The organism is Citrobacter sp. TBCS-14 (genome assembly GCF_005280805.1).
Classification (GTDB): Bacteria; Pseudomonadota; Gammaproteobacteria; order Enterobacterales; family Enterobacteriaceae; genus Citrobacter; species Citrobacter gillenii.
Map to the genome: position 1 here is coordinate 880,025 of NZ_SZWM01000164.1, position 25,173 is coordinate 905,197.

A 25,173-nucleotide genomic window follows, 5' to 3' on the forward strand; every position below is an offset into this window, starting at 1 on the left:
CTCTGGCTTTCCTCCTTTTGCCTTATCCGCACTCTAGCGCACTCTTCCGCATTGGCGATTTTCACCGCCCATTGTTGCGTAACGCCTCGCAAAGCCGCACCGCCATTCAGACGAATCCCGACAGTGTTTCATAATTCCTCCATCTTTCGCCCTTGATCGCTGGCTAAACTAGTATCATTACGCGAAACGTTTCAGGATGAGAAACTTATAACAATGAAAGGCAGTAACAAATCCCGCTGGGTGATAGCAATCGTGACCGTCGTGGCGGCCATCGCCGCATTTTGGTTCTGGCACAGTCGCAGTGAATCTCAGGGGAATGCCCCCGGTGCAACCGGGCAAGCACAGCACGCCGCAGGCTCAGGGCGTCGCGGAATGCGTTCTGGTCCGCTAGCCCCCGTGCAGGTTGCCACCGCCACTGAACAAGCCGTTCCACGTTACCTGACGGGACTGGGCACCGTGACGGCCGCGAATACCGCAACGGTTCGCAGTCGGGTAGACGGTCAGCTCATCGCGTTACACTTTCAGGAAGGACAGCAGGTCAAAGCCGGCGACCTGCTGGCTGAAATAGACCCCAGCCAGTTCAAAGTCGCCCTTGCCCAGGCGCAGGGACAGTTAGCCAAAGATACCGCGACGCTGGCAAATGCCCGTCGCGACCTGGCCCGCTATCAGCAACTGGTGAAAACCAATCTGGTCTCCCGTCAGGAACTGGATGCTCAACAGGCATTGGTGAACGAAACGCAAGGGACGATCAAAGCCGATGAAGCCAGCGTCGCCAGCGCCCAGTTGCAGCTCGACTGGAGTCGCATCACCGCCCCTGTCGATGGCCGTGTCGGCCTGAAACTGGTCGACGTGGGTAACCAAATCTCCAGCGGTGATACCACCGGGATTGTCGTCATTACGCAAACCCATCCCATCGACCTGATCTTCACCTTGCCAGAAAACGATATTGCGACCGTGCTACGGGCGCAAAAAACAGGCAACCCGCTGAAGGTCGAAGCCTGGGATCGTACCAATTCGCAGAAACTCAGTGAAGGCGTACTGCTGAGCCTCGACAACCAGATTGATGCCACCACCGGCACCATCAAAGCGAAGGCTCGCTTCAACAATCAGGATGACACGCTGTTTCCGAACCAGTTCGTTAACGCCCGCATGCTGGTCGCCACCGAGCAAAACGCCATCGTGATCCCCACTGCCGCCTTACAAATGGGCAATGAAGGTCACTTTGTCTGGGTGCTGAATACAGAGAATAAAGTCAGTAAACATCTGGTCAAACCGGGCATTCAGGACAGTCAAAAAGTGGTGATTACCGCCGGGCTGTCGGCGGGCGATCGCGTCGTCACCGACGGTATTGACCGCCTGACGGAAGGGGCAAAAGTTGACGTTGTAGAGGCGCATAGCGCCACAGCCACAAACAATAAAGCCACCGCACGCGAGTACGGCAAAAAAGGAGCACGCTCCTGATGCAGGCGTTACCTCCGGACAACACCGGCGGCCCATCCCGCCTGTTTATTCTGCGCCCTGTTGCCACCACGCTGCTGATGGTGGCGATTTTACTCGCCGGGATTATAGGCTATCGCTTCCTGCCCATCGCGGCGTTGCCGGAAGTGGATTACCCGACCATTCAGGTGGTGACACTCTACCCTGGCGCCAGCCCGGATGTGATGACCTCCGCCGTGACGGCTCCGCTTGAGCGCCAGTTTGGGCAGATGTCGGGTCTAAAACAGATGTCCTCACAAAGCTCCGGCGGTGCATCCGTGGTGACATTGCAGTTTCAGCTCACGTTACCGCTGGACGTCGCCGAACAGGAAGTCCAGGCCGCGATTAACGCCGCCACCAATTTATTACCGAGCGATCTGCCTAATCCACCAGTGTACAGTAAAGTGAACCCGGCGGATCCGCCGATCATGACGCTGGCGGTGACCTCTACCGCCATGCCCATGACGCAGGTGGAAGATATGGTCGAAACCCGCGTGGCGCAGAAAATCTCTCAAGTCTCCGGCGTGGGCCTGGTTACACTGTCTGGCGGACAACGTCCCGCCGTGCGCGTAAAACTTAACGCACAGGCCATTGCCGCGTTAGGGCTGACCAGCGAAACCGTCCGCACCGCCATCACCGGCGCCAACGTCAATTCAGCCAAAGGTAGCCTGGATGGCCCGACGCGCGCCGTCACCCTGTCAGCAAACGACCAGATGCAGTCTGCCGATGAGTATCGTCAGTTAATCATTGCCTATAAAAACGGTGCGCCAGTGCGCCTCGGCGATGTCGCAACCGTCGAGCAAGGGGCGGAAAACAGCTGGCTGGGCGCGTGGGCCAATAAGCAACAAGCTATCGTGATGAACGTTCAGCGCCAGCCTGGTGCGAACATTATCTCCACCGCGGACAGCATTCGCCAGATGCTGCCTGCGCTAACAGAAAGCCTGCCAAAATCGGTCAATGTCACGGTGCTTTCGGATCGTACAACCAACATTCGCGCTTCCGTTTCCGACACCCAGTTTGAACTGATGCTGGCGATTGCGCTGGTGGTGATGATCATTTACCTGTTCCTGCGCAATATACCGGCCACGATTATTCCCGCGGTCGCCGTACCGCTATCGCTGATAGGTACCTTTGCGGTAATGGTATTCCTCGATTTCTCGATCAATAACCTGACGCTGATGGCGCTGACCATCGCCACGGGTTTTGTGGTCGATGACGCGATTGTGGTTATCGAGAATATTTCGCGCTATATCGAAAAAGGGGAAAAACCGCTGACCGCCGCGCTGAAAGGCGCAGGCGAGATTGGTTTTACTATCATCTCATTGACGTTTTCCCTGATCGCGGTGCTGATCCCACTACTGTTTATGGGCGATATCGTCGGGCGATTATTCCGCGAGTTCGCCGTCACGCTGGCGGTGGCGATTTTGATTTCCGCCGTCGTGTCACTGACGCTCACGCCAATGATGTGCGCCCGCATGCTCAGCCAGGCGTCATTGCGCAAGCAAAACCGCTTCTCCCGTGCCTCGGAAAGAATGTTCGAGCGCGTCATTGCCGGGTACGGTCACTGGCTGGCAAAAGTGCTTAACCACCCATGGCTGACGCTTGGCGTCGCGCTCGGCACGCTGGCATTAAGCGTGATGCTGTGGATCTTTATCCCGAAGGGCTTCTTCCCGATCCAGGATAACGGCATTATTCAGGGCACATTGCAGGCACCGCAGTCCAGCTCATTTGCCAGCATGGCTCAACGCCAGCGTCAGGTCTCTGATGTGATCCTTAAAGACCCGGCAGTAGAAAGCCTGACCGCGTTCGTCGGCGTTGATGGCACCAACCCGGCGCTGAACAGCGCGCGCCTGCAAATTAACCTTAAGCCGCTGAATGAACGCGATGACCGCGTGCAAAAGGTCATCGCTCGCCTGCAGGATGCAGTGGATAACGTGCCCGGCGTCGACCTCTATCTCCAGCCTACCCAGGATCTGACCATTGATACGCAGGTGAGCCGCACCCAGTATCAGTTTACGCTGCAGGCCACCTCGCTGGACGCTCTCAGCACCTGGGTGCCGCAGCTACTGGAAAAACTGCAGCAGTTGCCGCAGCTGTCTGACGTCAGCAGTGACTGGCAGGACCAGGGACTGGTGGCGTATGTAAATGTTAATCGCGACAGCGCCAGCCGTTTAGGCATCAGCATGGCAGATGTCGATAACGCGCTGTATAACGCTTTCGGACAGCGGCTGATTTCAACCATCTACACCCAGGCAAACCAATATCGGGTGGTGTTGGAACATGATACCGCCAGTACGCCGGGGCTTTCCGCGTTGGACTCCCTTCGCCTGACCAGCAGCGACGGTGGGATCGTCCCGCTTAGCACCATCGCCAGCATTGAGCAGCGTTTTGCCCCGCTGTCGATAAACCATCTCGATCAGTTCCCGGTCACCACCATCTCGTTCAACGTGCCAGATGACCACTCGCTGGGCGATGCGGTAGAGGCAATACTGCAGGCGGAAAAAACGCTGGACCTGCCGTCAAGTATTACCACCCAGTTCCAGGGCAGTACGCTGGCCTTCCAGGCCGCGCTCGGCAACACAATCTGGCTGATTGTAGCGGCGGTCGTCGCGATGTATATCGTGCTCGGCGTGCTGTATGAGAGCTTTATTCACCCAATCACCATTCTCTCCACGCTGCCGACGGCGGGCGTCGGGGCACTGCTGGCGCTGATGATTGCCGGTAGTGAACTGGACGTTATTGCGATCATCGGTATTATTTTGCTGATCGGTATCGTCAAGAAAAACGCCATCATGATGATCGACTTTGCCCTTGCCGCTGAACGCGAACAGGGGATGGCTCCGCGCGACGCCATATTCCAGGCGTGCCTGCTGCGTTTTCGCCCGATCCTGATGACCACGCTGGCGGCTCTGCTGGGAGCATTGCCGCTGATGTTAAGTACCGGCGTGGGCGCTGAGTTACGCCGCCCATTAGGTATTGGTATGGTCGGTGGACTGCTGGTCAGTCAGGTATTAACCCTGTTTACCACCCCGGTGATTTACCTGCTGTTTGACCGACTGTCGCTGTACGTGAAAAACCGCTTCCCGCGTCAGGAAGAGGACGCGTAAATGAAATTTTTTGCTCTCTTCATCCATCGTCCGGTAGCGACCATTCTCCTTTCCGTCGCCATTACCCTGTGCGGCATTCTGGGTTTTCGCCTGTTACCGGTCGCGCCGCTGCCGCAGGTAGATTTCCCGGTGATCATGGTCAGCGCCTCGCTGCCGGGAGCATCACCCGAAACCATGGCGTCGTCCGTCGCAACGCCGCTGGAACGCTCGCTTGGGCGTATCGCAGGTGTGAATGAAATGACGTCAAGCAGTTCGCTTGGCAGCACGCGCATTATTCTTGAGTTTACGTTTGATCGCGACATCAACGGCGCAGCGCGGGACGTTCAGGCGGCCATTAACGCCGCCCAAAGCCTGCTGCCCAGCGGAATGCCCAGTCGGCCAACGTACCGAAAGGCCAATCCATCCGATGCGCCTGTCATGATCCTGACGCTAACCTCGGATACTTATTCTCAGGGCGAATTGTATGATTTCGCCTCGACACAACTGGCGCAAACCATCGCGCAAATTGACGGCGTTGGCGACGTCGACGTCGGCGGCAGCTCCCTGCCCGCCGTGCGCGTTGGCCTGAACCCACAGGCGCTGTTTAACCAGGGTGTCTCTTTGGATGACGTGCGTAGCGCGATCAATAGCGCCAACGTGCGTCAACCACAGGGCGCGCTGGAAGATGAAACCCGCCGCTGGCAGGTGCAAACCAACGACGAGCTCAAAACCGCGGCTGAGTATCAACCGTTGATTATTCACTACAACAACGGTGCGGCCGTACGCCTGGGTGACGTCGCCTCTATCACTGACTCGGTGCAGGACGTGCGTAACGCCGGGATGACCAATGCCAAACCGGCCATTCTGTTGATGATCCGCAAACTCCCGGAAGCCAACATCATCCAGACGGTGGACAGCATCCGGGCCAAATTACCAGAGTTACAAACGCTGATCCCGGCCGCCATTGATTTGCAAATTGCCCAGGATCGTTCGCCGACCATTCGTGCGTCGCTGGAAGAAGTGGAACAGACGCTGATTATCTCCGTGGCGCTGGTTATCCTGGTGGTGTTTGTTTTCCTGCGCTCCGGGCGCGCGACGCTGATCCCCGCCGTAGCAGTGCCCGTCTCGCTGATTGGCACGTTTGCCGCCATGTATCTGTGTGGATTCAGTCTGAACAACCTGTCGCTAATGGCGCTGACCATTGCCACCGGGTTTGTGGTCGATGACGCCATCGTGGTGCTGGAAAATATATCCCGGCACCTGGAAGCGGGAATGAAGCCGCTCCAGGCGGCATTACAAGGCACGCGCGAAGTCGGATTTACGGTGCTTTCCATGAGCCTGTCGCTGGTGGCGGTGTTCCTGCCGCTGCTGTTAATGGGCGGTCTGCCGGGACGATTACTGCGGGAATTTGCCGTGACCCTGTCGGTTGCCATCGGGATTTCACTGCTGGTCTCGCTGACGCTTACGCCAATGATGTGCGGATGGATGCTCAAATCCAGCGCCCCACGAGAACAGTCTCGTAAGCGAGGATTTGGCCGGGTGCTGGTTGCCTTGCAACAAAGTTACGCCACCTCGCTGCAGTGGGTGTTACGCCATACCCGAATGGTGGGCGTGGTATTACTGGCAACCATTGCGCTCAACGTCTGGCTGTATATTTCCATCCCCAAAACCTTTTTCCCGGAGCAGGACACCGGCGTACTGATGGGGGGGATCCAGGCCGACCAAAGCATTTCTTTTCAGGCCATGCGCGGAAAGTTGCAGGATTTTATGAAGATCATCCGTGACGATCCGGCGGTAGACAACGTCACCGGTTTTACCGGCGGCTCCCGTGTTAACAGCGGCATGATGTTTATTACCCTGAAGCCGCGCGCAGAGCGCCAGCAAACCGCTCAGCAGGTGATTGACAGGCTGCGCGTGAAGTTGGCCAAAGAGCCGGGGGCGAACCTGTTTCTGATGGCGGTACAGGATATTCGCGTCGGGGGACGGCAAGCCAACGCCAGCTACCAGTACACGCTGCTGTCGGACGATCTTGCCGCATTACGGGAATGGGAACCGAAAATCCGTAAAGCGTTAGCCACCCTGCCCCAACTGGCTGACGTCAACTCCGATCAGCAGGACAACGGTGCAGAGATGAGTCTGACCTACGATCGTGACACCATGTCACGTCTGGGGATCGACGTCGAAGCCGCCAACAGCCTGCTGAATAACGCCTTTGGTCAGCGGCAAATATCGACCATCTACCAGCCGATGAACCAGTACAAAGTGGTGATGGAGGTCGACCCGCGCTACACCCAGGACATCAGCGCGCTGGATAAAATGTTTGTCATTAATAGCGATGGCAAAGCCATCCCGTTGTCGTACTTTGCTAAATGGCAACCGGCGAACGCCCCGCTGTCGGTGAACCATCAGGGGCTGTCTGCCGCCTCAACCGTGTCGTTTAACCTGCCGACCGGCGCATCACTTTCTGAGGCCACAGAAGCCATTAACCGGACCATGACCCAGCTTGGCGTCCCGTCAACGGTGCGCGGCAGTTTTGCCGGTACGGCGCAGGTTTTTCAGGATACGATGAACTCGCAGGTGATCCTGATTATCGCCGCCATCGCCACGGTCTACATCGTGCTGGGTATGCTGTATGAAAGCTACGTTCATCCGCTAACTATCCTCTCAACGCTGCCTTCTGCCGGGGTGGGTGCGCTACTGGCACTGGAACTGTTCAATGCCCCGTTCAGCCTAATCGCCCTGATAGGGATCATGCTATTAATTGGCATTGTGAAGAAAAACGCCATCATGATGGTCGACTTTGCGCTTGAGGCGCAGAGAAACGGCAAACTGACGCCGGAAGAAGCCATTTTCCAGGCCTGCCTGCTGCGTTTTCGTCCCATCATGATGACCACGCTGGCTGCTCTCTTTGGCGCGCTGCCGCTGGTGCTATCGGCTGGTGACGGTTCGGAACTGCGCCAGCCGTTGGGGATAACTATCGTCGGCGGGCTGGTAGTGAGCCAACTGCTGACGCTGTACACCACCCCGGTGGTGTATCTCTTTTTCGACCGTCTGCGGATGCGTTTTTCGCGTAAAAACAGCAACCCGGTAGCAGACTTATGACAGAACTTCCCGACAGCACCCGCTGGCAGCTTTGGATTGTGGCGTTCGGCTTTTTTATGCAATCGCTGGATACCACCATCGTCAATACCGCGCTGCCTGCAATGGCCAAAAGCCTCGGCGAAAGCCCGTTGCATATGCATATGGTCATTGTGTCGTATGTCTTAACCGTCGCGGTGATGCTGCCCGCCAGCGGCTGGCTGGCAGACAAGATCGGCGTACGTAATATTTTCTTCACCGCCATCATCCTGTTCACGCTGGGATCGCTGTTTTGCGCCGGGTCCAGCACGCTCAATGAGCTGGTAATGGCCCGCGTGTTACAAGGCGTCGGCGGTGCGATGATGGTGCCGGTCGGCAGGCTGACGGTGATGAAGATTGTCCCGCGCACACAGTATATGGCGGCAATGACCTTCGTCACCTTACCGGGGCAAATTGGCCCGTTACTCGGCCCGGCATTAGGCGGCATTCTGGTGGAGTATGCGTCCTGGCACTGGATTTTCCTGATTAACATTCCCGTCGGCATTATTGGGGCAATAGCCACCTTAATGCTGATGCCTAACTACACGTTGCAAACCCGGCGCTTCGATCTTTCGGGATTTATGCTGCTGGCCGTTGGCATGGCGGCACTGACACTGGCGCTGGATGGCAGCAAAGGCAGCGGGATCTCAGACATTACGCTGGCGGCGCTGGTTATCTGCGGCGTGCTGGCAATCCTTCTGTATATCAGACACGCCAGCAACAACCCGCGTGCACTGTTCAGTCTGCATCTGTTTCGCACCCCCACCTTCTCATTAGGCCTGCTTGGCAGTTTTGCCGGGCGCATTGGTAGCGGAATGTTACCGTTTATGACGCCGGTGTTTTTGCAGATTGGGCTGGGCTTTTCGCCGTTTCATGCCGGGCTGATGATGATCCCGATGGTACTGGGCAGCATGGGCATGAAGCGTATTGTGGTTCAGGTCGTCAACCGGTTTGGTTATCGTCGGGTGCTGGTTGCCACCACGCTGGGCCTGTCGCTGGTCTGCCTGTTGCTGATGACGACCGCCCTGCTCGGCTGGTATTACGTGCTGCCCTTCGTGCTGTTTTTACAAGGCATGGTCAACTCCACCCGTTTTTCATCGATGAACACCCTGACCTTAAAAGACTTACCTGACGATCTCGCCAGCAGCGGTAACAGCCTGCTGTCGATGATCATGCAGCTGTCGATGAGTATCGGGGTAACCATCGCTGGCCTGCTGTTGGGCATGTTTGGTCAACAGCATATCGCTCTCGACAGCGGCAGCACCCATACCGTCTTTATGTATACCTGGCTGTGCATTGCCCTGATTATCGCGCTGCCAGCGATGATTTTTGCCCGCGTGCCAAACGATACGCAAACCAACGCGGTGATTTCACGGCGTAAAAGGAGCAACTGATGAAGTTATGGCGACCCGGAATAACCGGCAAACTGTTTCTGGCGATTTTTGCCACCTGCATTGTGCTACTCATTAGCATGCACTGGGCCGTACGGGTAAGCTTCGAACGCGGATTTATTGACTACATCAAACACGGCAATGAACAGCGGCTACAAATGCTGAGCGACGCGCTGGGCGAACAATATCAGCAACATGGCAACTGGCGGTTTCTGCGCAATAACGATCGTTTTGTTTTTCAGATCCTGCGTTCTTTTGAACACGACAACAACGATGACAAGCCAGGCCCCGGTATGCCGCCGCACGGCTGGCGTACCCAGTTTTGGGTCATCGACCAAAACGCCCGCGTGCTGGTCGGCCCACGTGGTCCGGTTCCCGGCGACGGCACGCGCCGCCCAATCACAGTTAACGGGATCGAAGTGGGTGCCGTCATCGCGTCGCCCGTAGAACGCTTAACGCGTAATACAGATATTAATTTCGATAAACAGCAGCGCCGTACCAGTTGGCTGATCGTCGCGCTCTCCACTATCCTGGCGGCGCTGGCTACGTTTACACTGGCGCGTAGTCTGCTGGCCCCCGTCAAGCGTCTGGTGGACGGCACGCACAAGCTGGCCGCGGGGGATTTCACCACCCGCGTTGCCCCCACCAGCACCGATGAACTGGGCAAACTGGCGCAGGATTTCAACCAGTTGGCCAGTACGCTGGAAAAGAACCAGCAGATGCGCCGTGATTTTATGGCCGATATTTCTCACGAACTGCGCACGCCGCTGGCGGTGTTGCGCGGCGAGCTGGAAGCGATTCAGGATGGTGTTCGCCAGTTCACTCCAGATTCGGTGGCCTCTTTACAGGCCGAAGTGGGCACGCTGACCAAACTGGTGGACGATCTCCATCAGCTCTCAATGTCAGATGAAGGCGCCCTGGCCTACCAAAAAACCTCCCTGGATCTGATCCCGTTACTGGAAGTCGCAAGCGGCGCGTTTCGCGAGCGTTTTGCCAGCCGCGGACTGACAATACAACTCTCGCTGCCGGACAGCATGACGGTGTTTGGCGACCGGGATCGTCTGATGCAACTGTTCAATAACCTGCTGGAAAACAGCCTACGTTATACCGACAGCGGCGGCGGGCTGCGTATTTCCGCCGAACAGCGCGAGCGCCAGGTCTTACTGACCTTCGCCGATTCAGCCCCGGGCGTAAACGATGCACAGCTGCAAAAACTGTTTGAGCGATTTTATCGCACCGAAGGTTCGCGTAACCGCGCCAGCGGAGGCTCCGGTCTGGGTCTGGCGATTTGCGTCAATATTGTTGAGGCGCACAATGGGCATATCCGCGCCGCCCATTCGCCTTTTGGCGGGGTAAGCATTACAGTAGAGTTACCGCTGGAACGCGATTTACAGAGAGATGTATGACAGAGTTACCCATTGATGAAAACACGCCGCGTATTCTGATCGTGGAAGATGAACCCAAGCTGGGACAATTGCTTATCGACTACCTGCGTGCCGCGAGCTATGCCCCGACGCTCATCAACCACGGTGACCAGGTTTTACCGTACGTGCGCCAGACACCACCCGATCTGATTTTGCTGGATCTGATGCTGCCAGGCACTGACGGCTTGACCCTATGCCGGGAAATTCGACGTTTCTCTGAAGTGCCGATCATGATGGTCACCGCCAAAATCGAAGAAATTGACCGTCTGTTGGGACTGGAGATCGGTGCCGATGACTACATCTGTAAGCCCTACAGCCCGCGCGAAGTTGTCGCCCGCGTGAAGACAATACTGCGCCGCTGTAAACCCCAGCGCGAACTGCAGCAACTGGATGCTGCCAGCCCGCTGATCGTTGATGAAGGCCGTTTTCAGGCGTCATGGCGCGGGAAGATGCTCGACTTAACCCCGGCGGAGTTCCGCCTACTGAAAACGTTGTCGCATGAGCCGGGAAAAGTCTTCTCCCGCGAGCAGTTGCTTAACCATCTCTATGATGACTACCGGGTCGTGACCGATCGCACCATCGACAGCCATATCAAGAACCTGCGGCGCAAGCTGGAGTCGCTGGACGCCGAACAGTCGTTTATCCGTGCAGTGTACGGCGTCGGGTATCGTTGGGAAGCGGATGCCTGTCGGATAGCGTAATTAAAAAAATCTCACGCTTCGCAGTTATAGGCTACAGTGTAGGGAATTTACACCTACATCGTAGCCAAAAGGACTGTCCATGGTTCAGGATGAACGCATACTCAACGCAATGCGTGAGATGTGCAATACCAAACTGCCGCATACTGACGAGCAACGTGTCTGGCATATCGCCAATATTCCCGTACTGCTGCGCGAAGCGCGCTACGATGAGCTAGACGCCCGCTTCAACCAGGCGCTGACGGACAGCTTCACCAGCCGTGAAGCTGAAAAGCGTTACTTCCTCGCCTGGACCCAAATGTGCAACCGTTTTTATGATATGGATGCTCTCGTCGATGCAGGTCCGCAAGGATTAGCTCTCATCAAAGCCTGGCAGCACGCCCGCCCGCGCTCGACTCACGCCTGGCTTGCCGAAGCCCAGTACTGGAACCACCGCGCGTGGCTTTACCGTAGCTATGGTTGGGCAGAGGAGACGTCTGCCGCAATGTGGGTTTGCGCCGGGGCCTGCAACGAGCGAATGGTCATTGCCGCATTGAATGCTATCGATTGCGAGCCACGCCAGTGGATGGTTGCCTTATTAACCAGCACCAACACAAAAGTCTTCGGTCAACCCGACTGGTTAATTGAATTTCTTGAGGGTACCGATTTCACCGGGCAACCGCTGATGCAGGTGTTAGCCAAATATCATCAGGATTCGCCGCAGGAAATGGAAACGCTGATGGCCTTTTCCGGGCTTTCTCTGGAAGATGCAGCGAGCCCAAATCTACCGCGTCCAGCGGTACTGCCGGATTGCAAGGGCGATGCCGAGGCTGAATACTGGCTCTCTGTGTGTCTGGCTATTTTTCCGCGCGCATTTTACGCGCTGGATGAATACATTCCATTTCAGATGCCACGCTGGGGTGGTTCACACGAGGGCATTCGTGAATTTCTGGCCTCACCAACCTGCGGCCATCTTTGTGCCGCCGAGCGCGAGCATCTGGAATTATTAATCTGGTGGGACACCTGTCGCGATTTGCGTATTAAGGAACTCGAGTACCCACCGGAACGGGAAACGTTTATCGCCAAAGCCGAAGATATTGCCCAGCGGGCGCATAGCCAAAGTTCTCGTCATCATGCGCTGGAGTGGCTGTTAACCTGCTATAACGATCTGAGCGATCTCGACGCCCTGTGGTATACCATTCAACGTGCGGTCGCGGAAAACCTCAAGCTGAGTCATTACTACACCGTGTACGCGCTAAAATTTGCGCTACGCGACTTCCCGGACACCTGGTGGATTTATAATTTCTTGCACCAGAACGCCAGGCAAACCGAGTTTTACGCCGCCAGAATCTACAGCGGCTATTTCCAGTACGCGGGATTATTCGGGTTTGAAAAAGATGAAGCACAGGGTATTGCCGTACTCGATAGCGTAGCTGCACTGGAATATAACAATAACTGGCAGTCAGCCATCAAAGATATTGACTGGCTCGATCTCCCGCAGCATTTTGCCTTACTGGCAGAGCTGGGTGCTCAGAGAAACCTGCCCTGCGCCTACTACTTGCAGGCCCTCGAATACAATAACCCAGACAACAATAGCCTGCTTCCTTATGATCCCGTTACCGCGCTAAATTATTTTCAGCGTGCAGCGGAGATTTTGCACCAACAGGTCGCGCTGCAAGAGAAGACCCCCTATCGACTGGTCGTTAACGCCGGATACCACGCGTATCAACATGACCTGCAGGATATTCACAGCAAAATCGCCGATTGCTACGAACGTTTAGCCCGGCAAGAAACCCATGCCGGCATGCGTTCCGTTTACGAAAAAAACCTGCTTGATAATTTACATCAGGCCGATCGGTTCGGTTCGAAACAAGCCTGGAGCGTCTTCCTGCTGAAACTTCGCGAGGTAAATGATTTTACCCTGGCGCATTCCTATCTGAACATCCTGGAGGAAGAAGGCTACAACGGTACGGCGGAAGCCATGGTGACGCTGTCGTGGCTGTATGGTAATAAACACGACAAGAAACTGTTCAACATGAAAGCCAGTGCGCGCTGGGCCTATTTCTTTATTACGCTTTTCCCGGATCACGCGTTATTTACTGAATTATCTCCGCTACATTTCGATACCCTCGCGAAACGCTGTCGCTTTGCCTGGCATACCTCGAAAATTGCTGATTCAGAACTGCCGAATAAAGATATATGGAACAGATAATGCGCTTAATATTACTCTCCTTCTGCCCTCTGTTGCTGCTTTGCACGCCTGCCAGAGCAGAAATCACCGAGCAGCAGTTGCAAGCCGACTGCGCGAAAGTCCCTACCTACGCCAGCCAGGGTGAGCAGTTCTATAAAGCCAGGAACTATGCCAAAGCGCGTGAAGCCTTTGAAAAACAGGTGACCTGGAGCGAAGGTTGTCGGCTTGATGATAAAACCGTGGCGACAGCCTATAACAACGTGGCGCTAACCTGGATGCGTCAGGGTGAATGGCGCAAAGCGCAAGCCTGGCTGACCATTAATCCCAACGATGCCAAATCAATCTACAATCTGGGGCTTATCAAAGAAAAGTTAGCCGCATTGCCGAAAAGCGACTCCCCTGCCGGGGAATACTGGAACTACGCCGGTCTGGCAACCTGGGAAACGCTGATTGTTAAACCTACAGAGAAAAAACCAGACTTTCAGGTTGATTTCCAAGGGTATTATTTCGGCATGATGGCCCTCTATTACGGACCAAACATCGGCGAATTCTCAGAACTGGTCACGCTGAAAAACAGTAAAGGCGTGATTGCACTCAGAGAGAGTGACTACATCCACTGCGATATCTCGCTGACGGTCACACCTGAAGGCATCGACGCCAGTACCGACGATCCGCAAAACTGCGGCTTCGGTATGTACGTGCGCGCCGACGGGCACTATCTGCGGGTTGATTGAACCCGCAAGGTTTACTGTCTCCTCGCGCAGCGCTACAATGCCCGCCCTTAATATGGGGGCACTCCCCTAACCGCCTCACCGAGTGAGGCGAGTCTGACCTGTCATCAGAACGAGAAAATTATGTTTAAACCGGAACTCCTTTCCCCGGCGGGAACGCTGAAGAACATGCGTTACGCTTTTGCCTATGGCGCAGATGCCGTCTACGCGGGCCAACCACGTTACTCCCTGCGCGTACGCAACAACGAATTCAACCACGAAAACTTACAGCTCGGCATCAATGAAGCCCATGAACTGGGTAAAAAATTCTATGTAGTGGTCAACATTGCGCCACACAACGCCAAGTTGAAAACCTTCATTCGTGACCTGAAGCCGGTGGTGGAAATGGGGCCGGATGCATTAATCATGTCCGATCCAGGTCTGATTATGTTGGTGCGTGAAAACTTCCCGGACATGGATATTCACCTGTCAGTACAGGCGAACGCCGTAAACTGGGCGACGGTAAAATTCTGGAAACAGATGGGGCTGACCCGCGTGATCCTGTCCCGCGAACTGTCGCTGGAAGAAATCGAAGAGATCCGCACCCAGGTGCCGGATATGGAGCTTGAAATCTTCGTTCACGGCGCACTGTGCATGGCCTACTCCGGCCGCTGCCTGCTCTCCGGTTACATCAACAAGCGTGACCCAAACCAGGGAACCTGCACCAATGCCTGTCGCTGGGAATACAACGTGCAGGAAGGCAAAGAAGATGTGGTGGGTAACATCGTGCACAAGTACGAGCCTATCCCGGTACAAAACGTTGAGCCGACGCTGGGTATTGGCGCGCCAACGGACAAAGTGTTTATGCTCGAAGAAGCCCAGCGTCCGGGCGAGTACATGACCGCGTTCGAAGACGAACACGGCACCTACATCATGAACTCCAAAGATTTACGCGCCATTGCCCACGTTGAGCGCCTGACCCAAATGGGTGTGCACTCGCTGAAAATCGAAGGTCGCACCAAGTCTTATTACTACTGCGCACGTACCGCGCAGGTGTATCGTAAAGCAATTGACGATGCCGCCGCCGGTAAACCGTTCGATCCGCAGCTGCTGGAAACGCTGGAAGGCCTCGCGCATCGCGGTTATACCGAAGGTTTCCTGCGTCGCCATACGCATGACGACTATCAGAACTACGAATATGGTTTCTCCGTTTCCGAACGCCAGCAGTTTGTCGGTGAATTCACCGGTGAGCGTAAAGGCGAACTGGCTGCGGTTATCGTGAAAAATAAATTCACCGTCGGCGATAGCCTGGAGCTGATGACCCCGCAGGGCAACGTCAATTTCACGCTCGAGCAGATGGAAAATGCCAAAGGCGAAGCGATGCCTGTGGCGCCGGGCGACGGTTACACCGTCTGGATGCCGGTCCCGGAAGATATCGATCTGAATTATGCATTGTTAATGCGTAATTTTGCCGGTGAGTCCACGCGCAACCCGCATGATAAGTAGTTAGTTACGGTTATTTTTCAGCGTTCGGAAGATTCTTAGAAATCGATCACATACCGTTTCGTTCAATAAGGGTATTATCCGTTTCGCTGAAAAACATAACCCATAAATGCTAGCTGTACCAGGAACCACCTCCTTAGCCTGCGTAATCTCCCTTACGCAGGCTTATTTTTTGCCTGTAATCTACCTTTCCGAAAACCAGGCGAAAAAAAACCGGGCATTACGCCCGGTCTGTGATGCGATAGAAGATTAATGTGCGGCTTCTGGCTTGTGCTTTTGTGCACTCTGGAAGCCATAGGTCAGCTCATTTTTCTCTTTATCCAGCGCTACGGTCACCTGACCGCCATCGACAAGCGAACCGAACAACAGTTCGTTGGCCAGTGGTTTCTTCAGGTTATCCTGGACTACACGCGTCATCGGACGTGCGCCCATTGCACGGTCATAGCCTTTCTCTGCCAGCCAGTCACGCGCTTCCTGACTCACTTCCAGAGAGACGCCTTTCTGATCCAGCTGCACCTGAAGCTCAACAATAAATTTATCGACCACCTGATGGATTACCTCGGTAGAGAGGTGATCGAACCAGATAATGTTGTCGAGACGGTTACGGAACTCCGGCGTAAATACTTTTTTGATTTCCCCCATCGCATCAGTGCTGTTGTCCTGATGAATAAGGCCAATCGATTTACGTTCGGTTTCACGCACCCCGGCGTTGGTGGTCATCACCAGCACCACGTTGCGGAAATCCGCTTTGCGCCCGTTATTGTCGGTCAGCGTACCGTTGTCCATCACCTGCAGCAGCAGGTTGAAGACATCCGGGTGCGCTTTCTCAATTTCATCCAGCAGCAGCACCGCGTGCGGATGCTTAATGACCGCATCGGTCAGCAAACCACCCTGGTCATAGCCGACATATCCCGGAGGCGCACCAATCAGACGGCTGACGGTGTGGCGTTCCATATACTCAGACATATCAAAACGCAGCAGTTCAATGCCCAGCGCTTTGGACAACTGCACCGTCACTTCGGTTTTCCCGACACCAGTCGGACCGGCAAACAGGAACGATCCCACAGGTTTGTGCTCGTGGCCCAGGCCAGCACGGCTCATCTTGATGGCTTCGGTCAGCGCCTCAATGGCTTTATCCTGTCCGAATACCAGCATTTTCAGACGGTTACCCAGATTCTTCAGCGTATCGCGATCGCTTTGCGACACGCTCTTCTCCGGGATCCGCGCTATGCGGGCTACCACGGACTCGATATCCGCCACGTTGACGGTTTTCTTACGCTTACTGATCGGCATCAGACGCGCACGCGCGCCCGCTTCATCGATCACGTCAATCGCTTTATCCGGCAGGTGACGATCGTTGATGTATTTCACCGCCAGTTCCACCGCCGCACGTACCGCTTTGGCGGTGTAGCGAACGTCATGGTGCGCTTCGTATTTCGGTTTCAGCCCGTTGATGATCTGCACGGTCTCTTCCACCGACGGTTCCGTAATATCAATTTTCTGGAAGCGACGCGCTAACGCACGGTCTTTCTCGAAAATGTTACTGAACTCCTGGTAAGTGGTTGAGCCAATCACGCGGATCTTACCGCTTGAGAGCAGCGGTTTGATCAGGTTTGCCGCATCCACCTGGCCGCCCGATGCCGCACCCGCACCGATAATGGTGTGGATCTCATCGATAAACAGAATGCTGTTGGTATCCTGTTCCAGCTGTTTCAGCAGCGCTTTAAAGCGTTTTTCGAAATCCCCGCGGTATTTGGTGCCCGCCAGCAGCGAACCAATATCCAGAGAGTAAAGCGTGCAGTCGGCCATCACTTCCGGCACATCGCCCTGGACAATACGCCAGGCCAGACCTTCGGCAATCGCGGTTTTACCGACGCCAGACTCACCGACCAGCAGCGGGTTGTTTTTACGACGACGGCACAGTACCTGAATAGCCCGCTCCAGCTCTTTTTCGCGGCCAATGAGCGGGTCAATCCCACCCACGCGAGCGAGCTGGTTAAGGTTAGTGGTGAAGTTCTCCATACGATCCTCCCCGCCAGCTTGCTCTTCGTTATTTGGCTGATTACCGGAGTCAGCAGACTGACTCGGTTCGTCTTTGCGCGTGCCATGAGAAATAAAATTCACCACGTCCAGTCGGCTAACTTCATGCTTGCGCAGCAGATAGGCCGCCTGGGATTCCTGCTCGCTGAAGATGGCAACCAGTACATTGGCGCCCGTCACTTCATTACGCCCCGAGGACTGAACATGGAAGACCGCGCGTTGCAGCACACGCTGAAAACTCAACGTCGGCTGCGTGTCGCGCTCTTCTTCGCTCTCAGGCAATACGGGAGTGGTTTGTTCAATGAAGGCTTCGAGTTCCTGACGGAGCGCCACCAGGTCCACAGAACACGCTTCCAGCGCTTCGCGGGCCGATGGGTTACTGAGCAACGCCAGTAACAAGTGCTCGACGGTCATAAACTCATGTCGGTGCTCGCGCGCTCTGGCGAAAGCCATGTTTAAACTGAGTTCCAGTTCTTGATTGAGCATAGGCACCTCCCCCAATGTTTATGCCTGATTCAGGCTTTTTCCAGCGTACATAGCAACGGATGCTCGTTCTCCCTCGCATATTTGTTCACCATCGCCACTTTGGTCTCAGCCACTTCGGCGGTAAATACGCCGCAAATAGCCTTACCTTGATAGTGAACAGCAAGCATCAGTTGCGTTGCACGTTCTACATCATAAGAAAAGAATTTTTGTAACACGTCAATAACAAACTCCATCGGAGTGTAATCATCATTGACTAATATCACTTTATACATAGATGGCGGTTTTAGCGCGTCGCGCAATTTATCTTCCGCCAGCAGATCGAAATCCAGCCAGTCGTTCGTCTTACCCATTGTCAGTCGTCATCTTCAGTTACGGTTACCGGCAGAATAACTTGCCGCTGACAAGAGCCTATGCGCACAATCAATCTACCTCAATTATTAGATAACTATCATCTATCAGTGTCATCCGCGACATCTGTCACATATCCGACAATAGCGTTAACTGCTTCAAATTTTGATGCATTTTTACCCGATTCCGCCCGTCTGGCGCTTGACGCCCCGCCTGATTTCTCTAAATTGTAGTCTCGAGAGTTGGCGAGGTTTTGAACAGCCCCCACTCCGCCACCGGTTCATTCCATCTTACTTATATAAGATTTACGAAGGATGTCGAAGTATGGAAACGGGTACTGTTAAGTGGTTCAACAATGCCAAAGGGTTCGGTTTCATCTGCCCTGAAGGCGGCGGCGAAGATATCTTCGCTCATTACTCCACCATTCAGATGGATGGTTACAGAACGCTAAAAGCCGGACAATCTGTCCAGTTTGATGTCCACCAGGGTCCAAAAGGCAATCACGCCAGTCTTATTGTGCCCGTACTTGAAGCAGAAGCTGTCGCATAGCTCTTCTGTCTCATTGTGTACATCCTGCAGACAAAATGCCAGCCCCCAGAGCTGGCATTTTTATTTCTTTTTCAATACAACACGTTATTCCCGCGCCAGGGCATCCACCGGGTCCAGCCTTGCCGCGTTGCGCGCCGGGAGCCAGCCGAACAAAATCCCGGTCGCCGTTGAACACAGGAAAGCCGTCAACAGGGCGAAAGGTGAGAATCCGATTTCCCAACCGGGCAGGAAAAGCTGTAGCGTGAAAGCAATCAGCATCGATAAACTGATACCGAGCGCCCCACCAACGAGACACACCAGCACCGCTTCAATCAAAAACTGCTGCAGTACATCACTGGCGCGCGCGCCAACCGCCATACGAATGCCAATCTCACGCGTTCGTTCGGTGACGGAAACCAGCATAATATTCATCACACCGATCCCGCCCACCACCAGCGAAATGACCGCCACCAGCGTCAGGAACAGCTGTAAGGTGCGCGTGGTTTTTTCAGCGGTTTTCAGAACGCCATCCATATTCCAGGTGAAGAAATCTTTTTTACCATGCCGCAACGACAGCAGTCGGGTAAGCTGTTGCTCCGCCTGAGTGCTGTCAAAACCTTCCTTCACGCGAACGGTAATAGAGTTCAGCCACGATTGCCCCATAATGCGCCCGGACATGGTGCTGTAAGGCAGCCAGACCCGCAGAATTTTGCTGCTGCCAAACATCGACTGCTTCTCTTCCGCCACACCAATCACGGTGGCCGGCATATTGCCGACCAGCACGACCTCACCCACCACCTTCGCTTTATTCGGGAACAACTGACGTCGGGTGTTACTGTCCAGCACCACCACCTGCGCCCGACCATTTAACTGCTCGGTGTTAAAGGTGTTTCCCTCGCTGAACGTCATACCATAGACATTGAAGTAATCGCCGCTCACACCATTAGCGCTGGCTGCCACGTCGATGTTGCCATAACGCAGCCGTAGGTTCTTCGACACGGCAGGCGTCACGGAACTGACCCACGGTTGCTTCTGAATCGCCGTCAGATCGTCATACTTCAGCGCTTGCTGATATTGCGGGTCATCGTCACCAAAATCTTTGCCGGGATAGATATCAATAGTATTTGTGCCGATAGCGCGAATATCGGCCAGTACCAGCTGTTTTGCTGCATCGCCGACCACCACAATCGACACGACCGACGCGATACCAATAATGATGCCCAGCATAGTGAGCAACGTACGCATCTTGTTGGCAGCCATGGCCAGCCAGGCCATGGTCAGCGCCTCGCGAAAACCACTGACAAACTGACTCCAGCCGGATGCCGTCGTTACCGTAGGTTCGGTTATGCCGTGTCCGCTGGCTGTTTTGTGCGACGGTGGATTGCGCACAATTTCACCGTCACGAATTTCAATCACCCGTTCAGCCTGCGCCGCAACCTGCGGGTCGTGGGTGACAATAATCACCGTATGCCCGCGATCGCGCAGCTGATGCAGAATGGCCATCACCTCTTCGCCGGAATGGCTGTCCAGCGCACCGGTAGGTTCGTCTGCGAGAATGACCTGTCCGCCGTTCATCAGCGCACGCGCAATACTGACGCGCTGCTGCTGGCCACCGGAAAGCTGGGAAGGTTGATAATCCACACGATCGCCCAACCCCAGGCGCTGCAGTAACGCGTGTGCCCGCGCCAGACGCTGCTTGCGTTCGGTTCCGGCATAGACCGCTGGCACCTCCACGTTTTGCGCCGCCGTTAAATGCGAGAGCAAATGATAGCGCTGAAAAATAAAACCGAAATGCTCGCGCCGCAGTTGCGCTAACGCATCACTATCGAGCGTGGAGACGTCACGCCCCGCAACCCGATACGTGCCGCTGGAAGGCTTATCCAGACAGCCGAGGATATTCATCAGCGTCGATTTCCCCGAACCCGACGCCCCGACAATCGCCACCATTTCACCCGCCTGGATGCTCAAAGAGACGTCCTTTAGCACCTCTACCTGCCCTTCGCCTGACGGGTAGCTGCGGCGGATATGGCTCAGCTCAAGCAACGCCGTCATTGTGCCGCTCCGGGTTTCGCCTCGCTGATGATAACTTCATCACCCTCTTCCAGCCCTTTAACGATTTCCACATCGGTATCGTTACGGGCACCGATAGAAACTTCGCGCTCGCGGGTTTCGCCGTTGCGCAGCAGCCTGACGTTATAGCGGTTGTCGCCAACAGGCTCGCCCAGCGCCGCAAGCGGGATGGTCAGGACGTTTTTGACGTCCGTCAGTTGGATATGTACCTGCGCGGTCATATCCAGGCGCAGGATCCCTTTCGGGTTGGGTACTTCGAAGCGAGCATAGTAGAAAATCGCATCGTTCACTTTCTCAGGCGTCGGAAGCACATCTTTGAGCGTACCTTCGTAGCGCGTCTGCGGATCGCCCAGCACGGTAAACCAGGCTTTTTGCCCCGGATGCAGGTGAATGACATCTGCCTCGGAAACCTGGGCTTTAACCAGCATGGTGCTCATGTCAGCCAGCGTAAGAATGTTAGGTGCCTGCTGGGCGGCGATCACGGTTTGCCCCTGCAGGGTGGTAATTTGCGTCACTTCGCCAGCCATTGGCGCCACAATACGGGTGTAGTCGAGGTTCGTTTTTGCCGTATCAAGAGAAGCCTGATTACGCTTAATTTGTGCATCAATGGTGCCAATTTGCGCCTGTTTGACCGCCATCTGCGTGGCTGCTGTATCGAGATCCTGCTGCGAAACCGCCTGCGTTTTCGCAAGCTGTTGCTGGCGAGAAAGCGTCACCCGCGCCAGTTTCCACTCGGCCTCGGCCTGCATACGTTGGGCGCGTAATTCCATCAGCGTAGCTTCGACTTCTTTGATCTGGTTTTGCGCCTGCTCAGGATCAATGACTCCAAGCAGCTGATCTTTTTTAACTTTATCGCCAATCGCCACGGACAGCGTTTTTAACTGCCCGCTCACCTGCGCCCCGACGTCAACTTTACGCAGCGCATCCAGCTTCCCGGTTGCCAATACACTTTGCTGAAGATCGCCGGGTCGCACAATTAATGTTTGATATTGCGGCAATGGCGCATTAAGCGTTCGCCAAAGTGCAATTACCGCCACAATAATGATGACGGCGAAGATAAAATAGCGTTTTTTGATTTTTCCCTTGAGCTTCATAAATGTCCCAATTCCCCCAAAACGTCCACCAGAGTGGAGTGTTAAACGTCAACGATAAATAAATAACCGTTGAAAAGCGCCAAGAATAACAGAGTTATTGATGAATGGTTAAGATCCGCTGTGCTGAAATTACTACAAATACGTCTCAGGCTTCCATCGGATTTATATTATGAGTCAGCTAACTGAAAGCACTTTTCATTCCAGCAATCCTGTCACCAGCTTTAACCTTTTTTACAGCCTAAGCCGTGGTCAATTACGTCCCGGGCAATGCTGGGATAAACGGAGTTTTCGCCGTAAGTTTATCTGGCGTTCTTTACTAATACCCCACCTCACCCGAGAATGGATGACTGAACTGGCTCAGTGGCCGGATCTTGATAGCCTGCTCACCCGCCAGCCCCGAATCCCAGTTCGTTTGCATCGCCCTTACCTTGCCGCTAACTTCGATCGTAAAATGCGCTTAGATGCCGTGCGTTTTCACTATCATGTTATCCGCCAGACATTTTTACCTGCTGAATTTAAAGCATTGTTAAGTAATAGCGGCTTACAACTGGCACAAATTAAAGGCAAAGACGACGAAATATTTACCGTCACCATGATGATGTTCCCGGTACTGGACAAAGAGGGAGAAAGTACCATTCTGGTACAAAATGGCGCTGGAGATGTTCTGACTAAAATAACCTTTACGTTCTGCGAATATCACGGAAAAAGTACGCTTTTTATTGGTGGCATGCAGGGCAATTCACAATTGCCTCACGAGACAACACAAAAAGCAACGAAGTCCTGTCACGGAATTTTCCCAAAACGGATTGTAATGGAAGCGATTTGTCGTTTAGCCGAACGGTTGAATATAGAAAACGTGATGGCTGTCAGCAATGAACAGCATATCTTTCGCAGCCCACGTTACCATGATAAAAATAAGGTTATTCTCTCCGACTATAATGCGTTTTGGGCGTCGGTTGGCGGTGAATGCGACAGCCGCGGGTATTACCATATTCCACGCACGCTGGCACGAAAAAGCGAGGCGGAGATTGCCAGTAAGAAGCGGGCTGAATATCGCCGCCGCTATCAATTACTGGACTCTATCCACGAACAGCTGTCGCTGATGTTCCGCCACTAATCAGCACGTCCGCGTGCCAGCCACAGCACGCGCGAAAACATTTTTCGCAGCAGGGTGGGAACGGCATCAACACCGCGCCGCCCTGCTTCCATCGCCACTTCAATCGCCAGATCCGGTTTTGACGAACGATGAATCGCCTTGGAGATAATTTTACGCATATTCATCGGCACATTCTCCGGGATTTGTGCCACCCGGTGAAAGACATCTGAGAAGCCCTGGCGATACATAAAGTGCTCCATATCCAGCGCGGGCAGCATTGTCAGGTGATCGCGTTCTTCTTCACGGTCGTTACTCAACAGACTGCGTACGGTGGCGGCATATTTTTTCCCGGCTTCATCGCCATCAACCAACACGTGCCACTCTATTCCCATCCGCCGGGCAAATTTCACCAGCGGCTTAAGCCCGGACTGGGCAAATTCAATCACTTTAATCCCTTCGGCATCAAAGTGATGACCGCACTGACGAGCCAGTTCGTTGATCACCCAGGTTTCCGTTTCGCCTTCCACCAGCAGCCAGCAGCGGGCAAATAATGACGATGCGCGATTAAAGCGAATATGAAAGGCAATCCGCCGCCCGTCTTCCGCGCTCAGACCGCCTGGTCCCAAACGCCAGGCGGCGACACGGGAAGATTCACGCACCAGGCGCACCACATGTTCAACGGGGGTAAGCGACAGCAATTCACCGGAGTTGGTAGTCGCCACACGCTGCAGAGGTAACAGATTCAGCAACTGCCAGGCCACTGACAACATGATGGGGTGCAAACGCGTTTCCGGATCTTCGACCAACAGCAAAGGACGGGCGTCTTTGTCCAGCCTGAGCGTACCTTTGGCCTGGAGCAACGTTGAAAACAGCCCCAGCAGGATCACGCGATGCGTACGTCCGCCAGGCTTATCAATCATCCGGTTGATAATATCCAGATAGCGCCAGCTACGCTGCTCATTATTGGAACGCCGACGCATCAGACGATAGCGAGACTGGCCCGCACCTTGTTCAGAAAAGTAGTGTTCCAGCAGTTGTACCATCGCCGACAGCCCCTGGCGGATCTGGCCGTCCGTCAGATTTTGTGGCCGGGTTGCCAGTTCACGCGCCAGGAAATCCAGCTGGCGGGCGGTCACTTCGACTTCCGCAATATTCGGCACCGTGCCGTTGCGGATACGCCGCATAAAGCGCGCATCGCGCAGTCGCAACACCGGCATCAGACGCACGAGGTGGCAAGCCAGGTCGTTAATATTGTCGAGCGCGAGCGGACGCCCTTCGCCATCAAGGAAACTGCGCAGCGTCAGGACGCTACCGTCATCCGCACACTCGCCCTCCAGACGATAGAAAATACGGTGATAGTCATCGTGACAGGGAGACCAGCAGGCTTCCAGCGGACGATAGCGGCGCACCCGATGACGCCCCGGCTGCGATTCACGAAAAGTAAGAATAATATGTAGATGATGTTCCCGGCCCTGGATATCGCCCGGCGGAAACCAGAAGTCTTCACGGTCAAAATGATACAAGTCCGATTCCGGTGACAGCAGCAAGGTCAACGCATCCAGCAGGCTGGACTTACCCCACGCGTTCTCCCCAATCAGCACGTTGTTCTGCTCCAGCATCAACGACAGCCGATTAATACCACGAAACCCAACAATCTCAACGCGTTCGAGAATCATATAGCCTCCGGAAATGCTAACTTTTTCCTTCAAGTTATCAGGAGTATAGCGTCAAGCTGGCGTGCAGAACACCTGAGATCTCACAGACAGAAATCAGAACAATAAAAAAAATAAGAATATTCTTCTTTAAATTCACGCCAGATATTATTACAGCAGACAACCATTTGCTTTTCGCTAATTGAACTATGCTGTATTCACCTCAACACCAAAAAGGATTCACATCATATTGCCTTAAATCAAATTTTTTCATTAATTTAAGT

The 25,173-nt window shown here is 54.5% G+C and carries 16 protein-coding genes; 11 read left to right on the plus strand and 5 right to left on the minus strand.

The window, feature by feature from the left end; genetic code table 11:
* Positions 1 to 213: 213 nt before the first annotated feature.
* From FDX22_RS07925 to yegQ, 9 genes are all read left to right on the plus strand, one after another.
* The gene (locus FDX22_RS07925) at positions 214 to 1,461 is read left to right on the plus strand and encodes an MdtA/MuxA family multidrug efflux RND transporter periplasmic adaptor subunit (protein ID WP_146716995.1); all 1,248 of its coding nucleotides are present in this window, start codon (positions 214 to 216) and stop codon (positions 1,459 to 1,461) included.
* Complete coding sequence (locus FDX22_RS07930) at positions 1,461 to 4,583, plus strand: MdtB/MuxB family multidrug efflux RND transporter permease subunit (RefSeq protein WP_137362238.1); 3,123 nt, start codon at positions 1,461 to 1,463, stop codon at positions 4,581 to 4,583. Before FDX22_RS07925 ends, FDX22_RS07930 begins: the two co-directional genes overlap by 1 nt.
* A complete protein-coding gene (gene mdtC, locus FDX22_RS07935) occupies positions 4,584 to 7,664 on the plus strand; it encodes a multidrug efflux RND transporter permease subunit MdtC (protein WP_117343265.1) in 3,081 nt (1,026 codons plus the stop codon).
* A complete protein-coding gene (locus FDX22_RS07940; RefSeq protein WP_137399511.1) occupies positions 7,661 to 9,073 on the plus strand; it encodes an MFS transporter in 1,413 nt (470 codons plus the stop codon). Before mdtC ends, FDX22_RS07940 begins: the two co-directional genes overlap by 4 nt.
* Positions 9,073 to 10,476, plus strand: coding sequence for a two-component system sensor histidine kinase BaeS (gene baeS, locus FDX22_RS07945; RefSeq protein WP_096756568.1), 1,404 nt, complete (start codon positions 9,073 to 9,075; stop codon positions 10,474 to 10,476). Before FDX22_RS07940 ends, baeS begins: the two co-directional genes overlap by 1 nt.
* Positions 10,473 to 11,195 (plus strand): two-component system response regulator BaeR, encoded by a 723-nt coding sequence (baeR, locus tag FDX22_RS07950; protein ID WP_115258084.1) that lies wholly within the window; start codon positions 10,473 to 10,475, stop codon positions 11,193 to 11,195. Before baeS ends, baeR begins: the two co-directional genes overlap by 4 nt.
* Before the next feature lie 79 nt (positions 11,196 to 11,274).
* Entirely contained in the window at positions 11,275 to 13,383 is a 2,109-nt protein-coding gene (locus FDX22_RS07955) for a DUF4034 domain-containing protein (RefSeq protein WP_146716996.1), read from the plus strand.
* Positions 13,383 to 14,096 (plus strand): tetratricopeptide repeat protein, encoded by a 714-nt coding sequence (locus FDX22_RS07960; RefSeq protein ID WP_186805284.1) that lies wholly within the window; start codon positions 13,383 to 13,385, stop codon positions 14,094 to 14,096. Before FDX22_RS07955 ends, FDX22_RS07960 begins: the two co-directional genes overlap by 1 nt.
* Before the next feature lie 120 nt (positions 14,097 to 14,216).
* On the plus strand, positions 14,217 to 15,578 hold the full coding sequence (yegQ, locus tag FDX22_RS07965) for a tRNA 5-hydroxyuridine modification protein YegQ (RefSeq protein WP_115258081.1): 1,362 nt from the start codon (positions 14,217 to 14,219) through the stop codon (positions 15,576 to 15,578).
* 246 nt (positions 15,579 to 15,824) lie between these two features.
* On the opposite strand, the gene clpA is transcribed toward yegQ, so the two are convergent.
* Both clpA and clpS read right to left on the minus strand, forming a co-directional pair.
* The gene (gene clpA, locus FDX22_RS07970) at positions 15,825 to 18,101 is read right to left on the minus strand and encodes an ATP-dependent Clp protease ATP-binding subunit ClpA (protein ID WP_096756564.1); all 2,277 of its coding nucleotides are present in this window, start codon (positions 18,099 to 18,101) and stop codon (positions 15,825 to 15,827) included.
* Between the two features lie 29 nt (positions 18,102 to 18,130).
* Positions 18,131 to 18,451: an ATP-dependent Clp protease adapter ClpS gene (gene clpS / locus FDX22_RS07975; protein WP_003036810.1), complete on the minus strand. Its 321-nt coding sequence runs from the start codon at positions 18,449 to 18,451 to the stop codon at positions 18,131 to 18,133.
* Between the two features lie 322 nt (positions 18,452 to 18,773).
* On the opposite strand from clpS, the gene cspD reads away from it, so the two are divergent.
* Positions 18,774 to 18,998 carry a cold shock-like protein CspD gene (gene cspD, locus FDX22_RS07980; RefSeq protein ID WP_096756563.1) on the plus strand — a complete coding sequence of 75 codons (225 nt, stop codon included), beginning with the start codon at positions 18,774 to 18,776 and terminating at the stop codon, positions 18,996 to 18,998.
* Positions 18,999 to 19,082: 84 nt separating this feature from the next.
* On the opposite strand, the gene macB is transcribed toward cspD, so the two are convergent.
* Together macB and macA are read right to left on the minus strand one after the other, a co-directional pair.
* Positions 19,083 to 21,029, minus strand: coding sequence for a macrolide ABC transporter ATP-binding protein/permease MacB (gene macB / locus FDX22_RS07985; RefSeq protein WP_117343262.1), 1,947 nt, complete (start codon positions 21,027 to 21,029; stop codon positions 19,083 to 19,085).
* Positions 21,026 to 22,141, minus strand: a complete 1,116-nt coding sequence (macA, locus tag FDX22_RS07990) for a macrolide transporter subunit MacA (RefSeq protein WP_115258079.1) — start codon at positions 22,139 to 22,141, stop codon at positions 21,026 to 21,028. Before macA ends, macB begins: the two co-directional genes overlap by 4 nt.
* 169 nt (positions 22,142 to 22,310) lie before the next feature.
* On the opposite strand from macA, the gene FDX22_RS07995 reads away from it, so the two are divergent.
* Positions 22,311 to 23,258, plus strand: coding sequence for a VirK/YbjX family protein (locus FDX22_RS07995; RefSeq protein ID WP_146716998.1), 948 nt, complete (start codon positions 22,311 to 22,313; stop codon positions 23,256 to 23,258).
* On the opposite strand, the gene FDX22_RS08000 is transcribed toward FDX22_RS07995, so the two are convergent.
* Positions 23,255 to 24,913, minus strand: a complete 1,659-nt coding sequence (locus tag FDX22_RS08000) for an ATP-dependent endonuclease (RefSeq protein ID WP_096756559.1) — start codon at positions 24,911 to 24,913, stop codon at positions 23,255 to 23,257. The genes FDX22_RS07995 and FDX22_RS08000 overlap by 4 nt on opposite strands.
* Between the last annotated feature and the right edge of the window lie 260 nt (positions 24,914 to 25,173).

Bases quoted from the DNA above. Each gene is read 5' to 3' on its own strand.
- yegQ (WP_115258081.1), top strand. From the start codon at position 14,217: ATGTTTAAACCGGAACTCCTTTCCCCGGCGGGAACGCTGAAGAACATG.
- FDX22_RS07995 (WP_146716998.1), top strand. From the start codon at position 22,311: ATGAGTCAGCTAACTGAAAGCACTTTTCATTCCAGCAATCCTGTCACC.
- macA (WP_115258079.1), bottom strand. From the start codon at position 22,141: ATGAAGCTCAAGGGAAAAATCAAAAAACGCTATTTTATCTTCGCCGTC.
- baeS (WP_096756568.1), top strand. From the start codon at position 9,073: ATGAAGTTATGGCGACCCGGAATAACCGGCAAACTGTTTCTGGCGATT.
- FDX22_RS07930 (WP_137362238.1), top strand. From the start codon at position 1,461: ATGCAGGCGTTACCTCCGGACAACACCGGCGGCCCATCCCGCCTGTTT.
- clpA (WP_096756564.1), bottom strand. From the start codon at position 18,101: ATGCTCAATCAAGAACTGGAACTCAGTTTAAACATGGCTTTCGCCAGA.
- FDX22_RS07960 (WP_186805284.1), top strand. From the start codon at position 13,383: ATGCGCTTAATATTACTCTCCTTCTGCCCTCTGTTGCTGCTTTGCACG.
- macB (WP_117343262.1), bottom strand. From the start codon at position 21,029: ATGACGGCGTTGCTTGAGCTGAGCCATATCCGCCGCAGCTACCCGTCA.
- mdtC (WP_117343265.1), top strand. From the start codon at position 4,584: ATGAAATTTTTTGCTCTCTTCATCCATCGTCCGGTAGCGACCATTCTC.
- FDX22_RS08000 (WP_096756559.1), bottom strand. From the start codon at position 24,913: ATGATTCTCGAACGCGTTGAGATTGTTGGGTTTCGTGGTATTAATCGG.
- clpS (WP_003036810.1), bottom strand. From the start codon at position 18,451: ATGGGTAAGACGAACGACTGGCTGGATTTCGATCTGCTGGCGGAAGAT.
- baeR (WP_115258084.1), top strand. From the start codon at position 10,473: ATGACAGAGTTACCCATTGATGAAAACACGCCGCGTATTCTGATCGTG.
- FDX22_RS07940 (WP_137399511.1), top strand. From the start codon at position 7,661: ATGACAGAACTTCCCGACAGCACCCGCTGGCAGCTTTGGATTGTGGCG.
- FDX22_RS07925 (WP_146716995.1), top strand. From the start codon at position 214: ATGAAAGGCAGTAACAAATCCCGCTGGGTGATAGCAATCGTGACCGTC.
- cspD (WP_096756563.1), top strand. From the start codon at position 18,774: ATGGAAACGGGTACTGTTAAGTGGTTCAACAATGCCAAAGGGTTCGGT.
- FDX22_RS07955 (WP_146716996.1), top strand. From the start codon at position 11,275: ATGGTTCAGGATGAACGCATACTCAACGCAATGCGTGAGATGTGCAAT.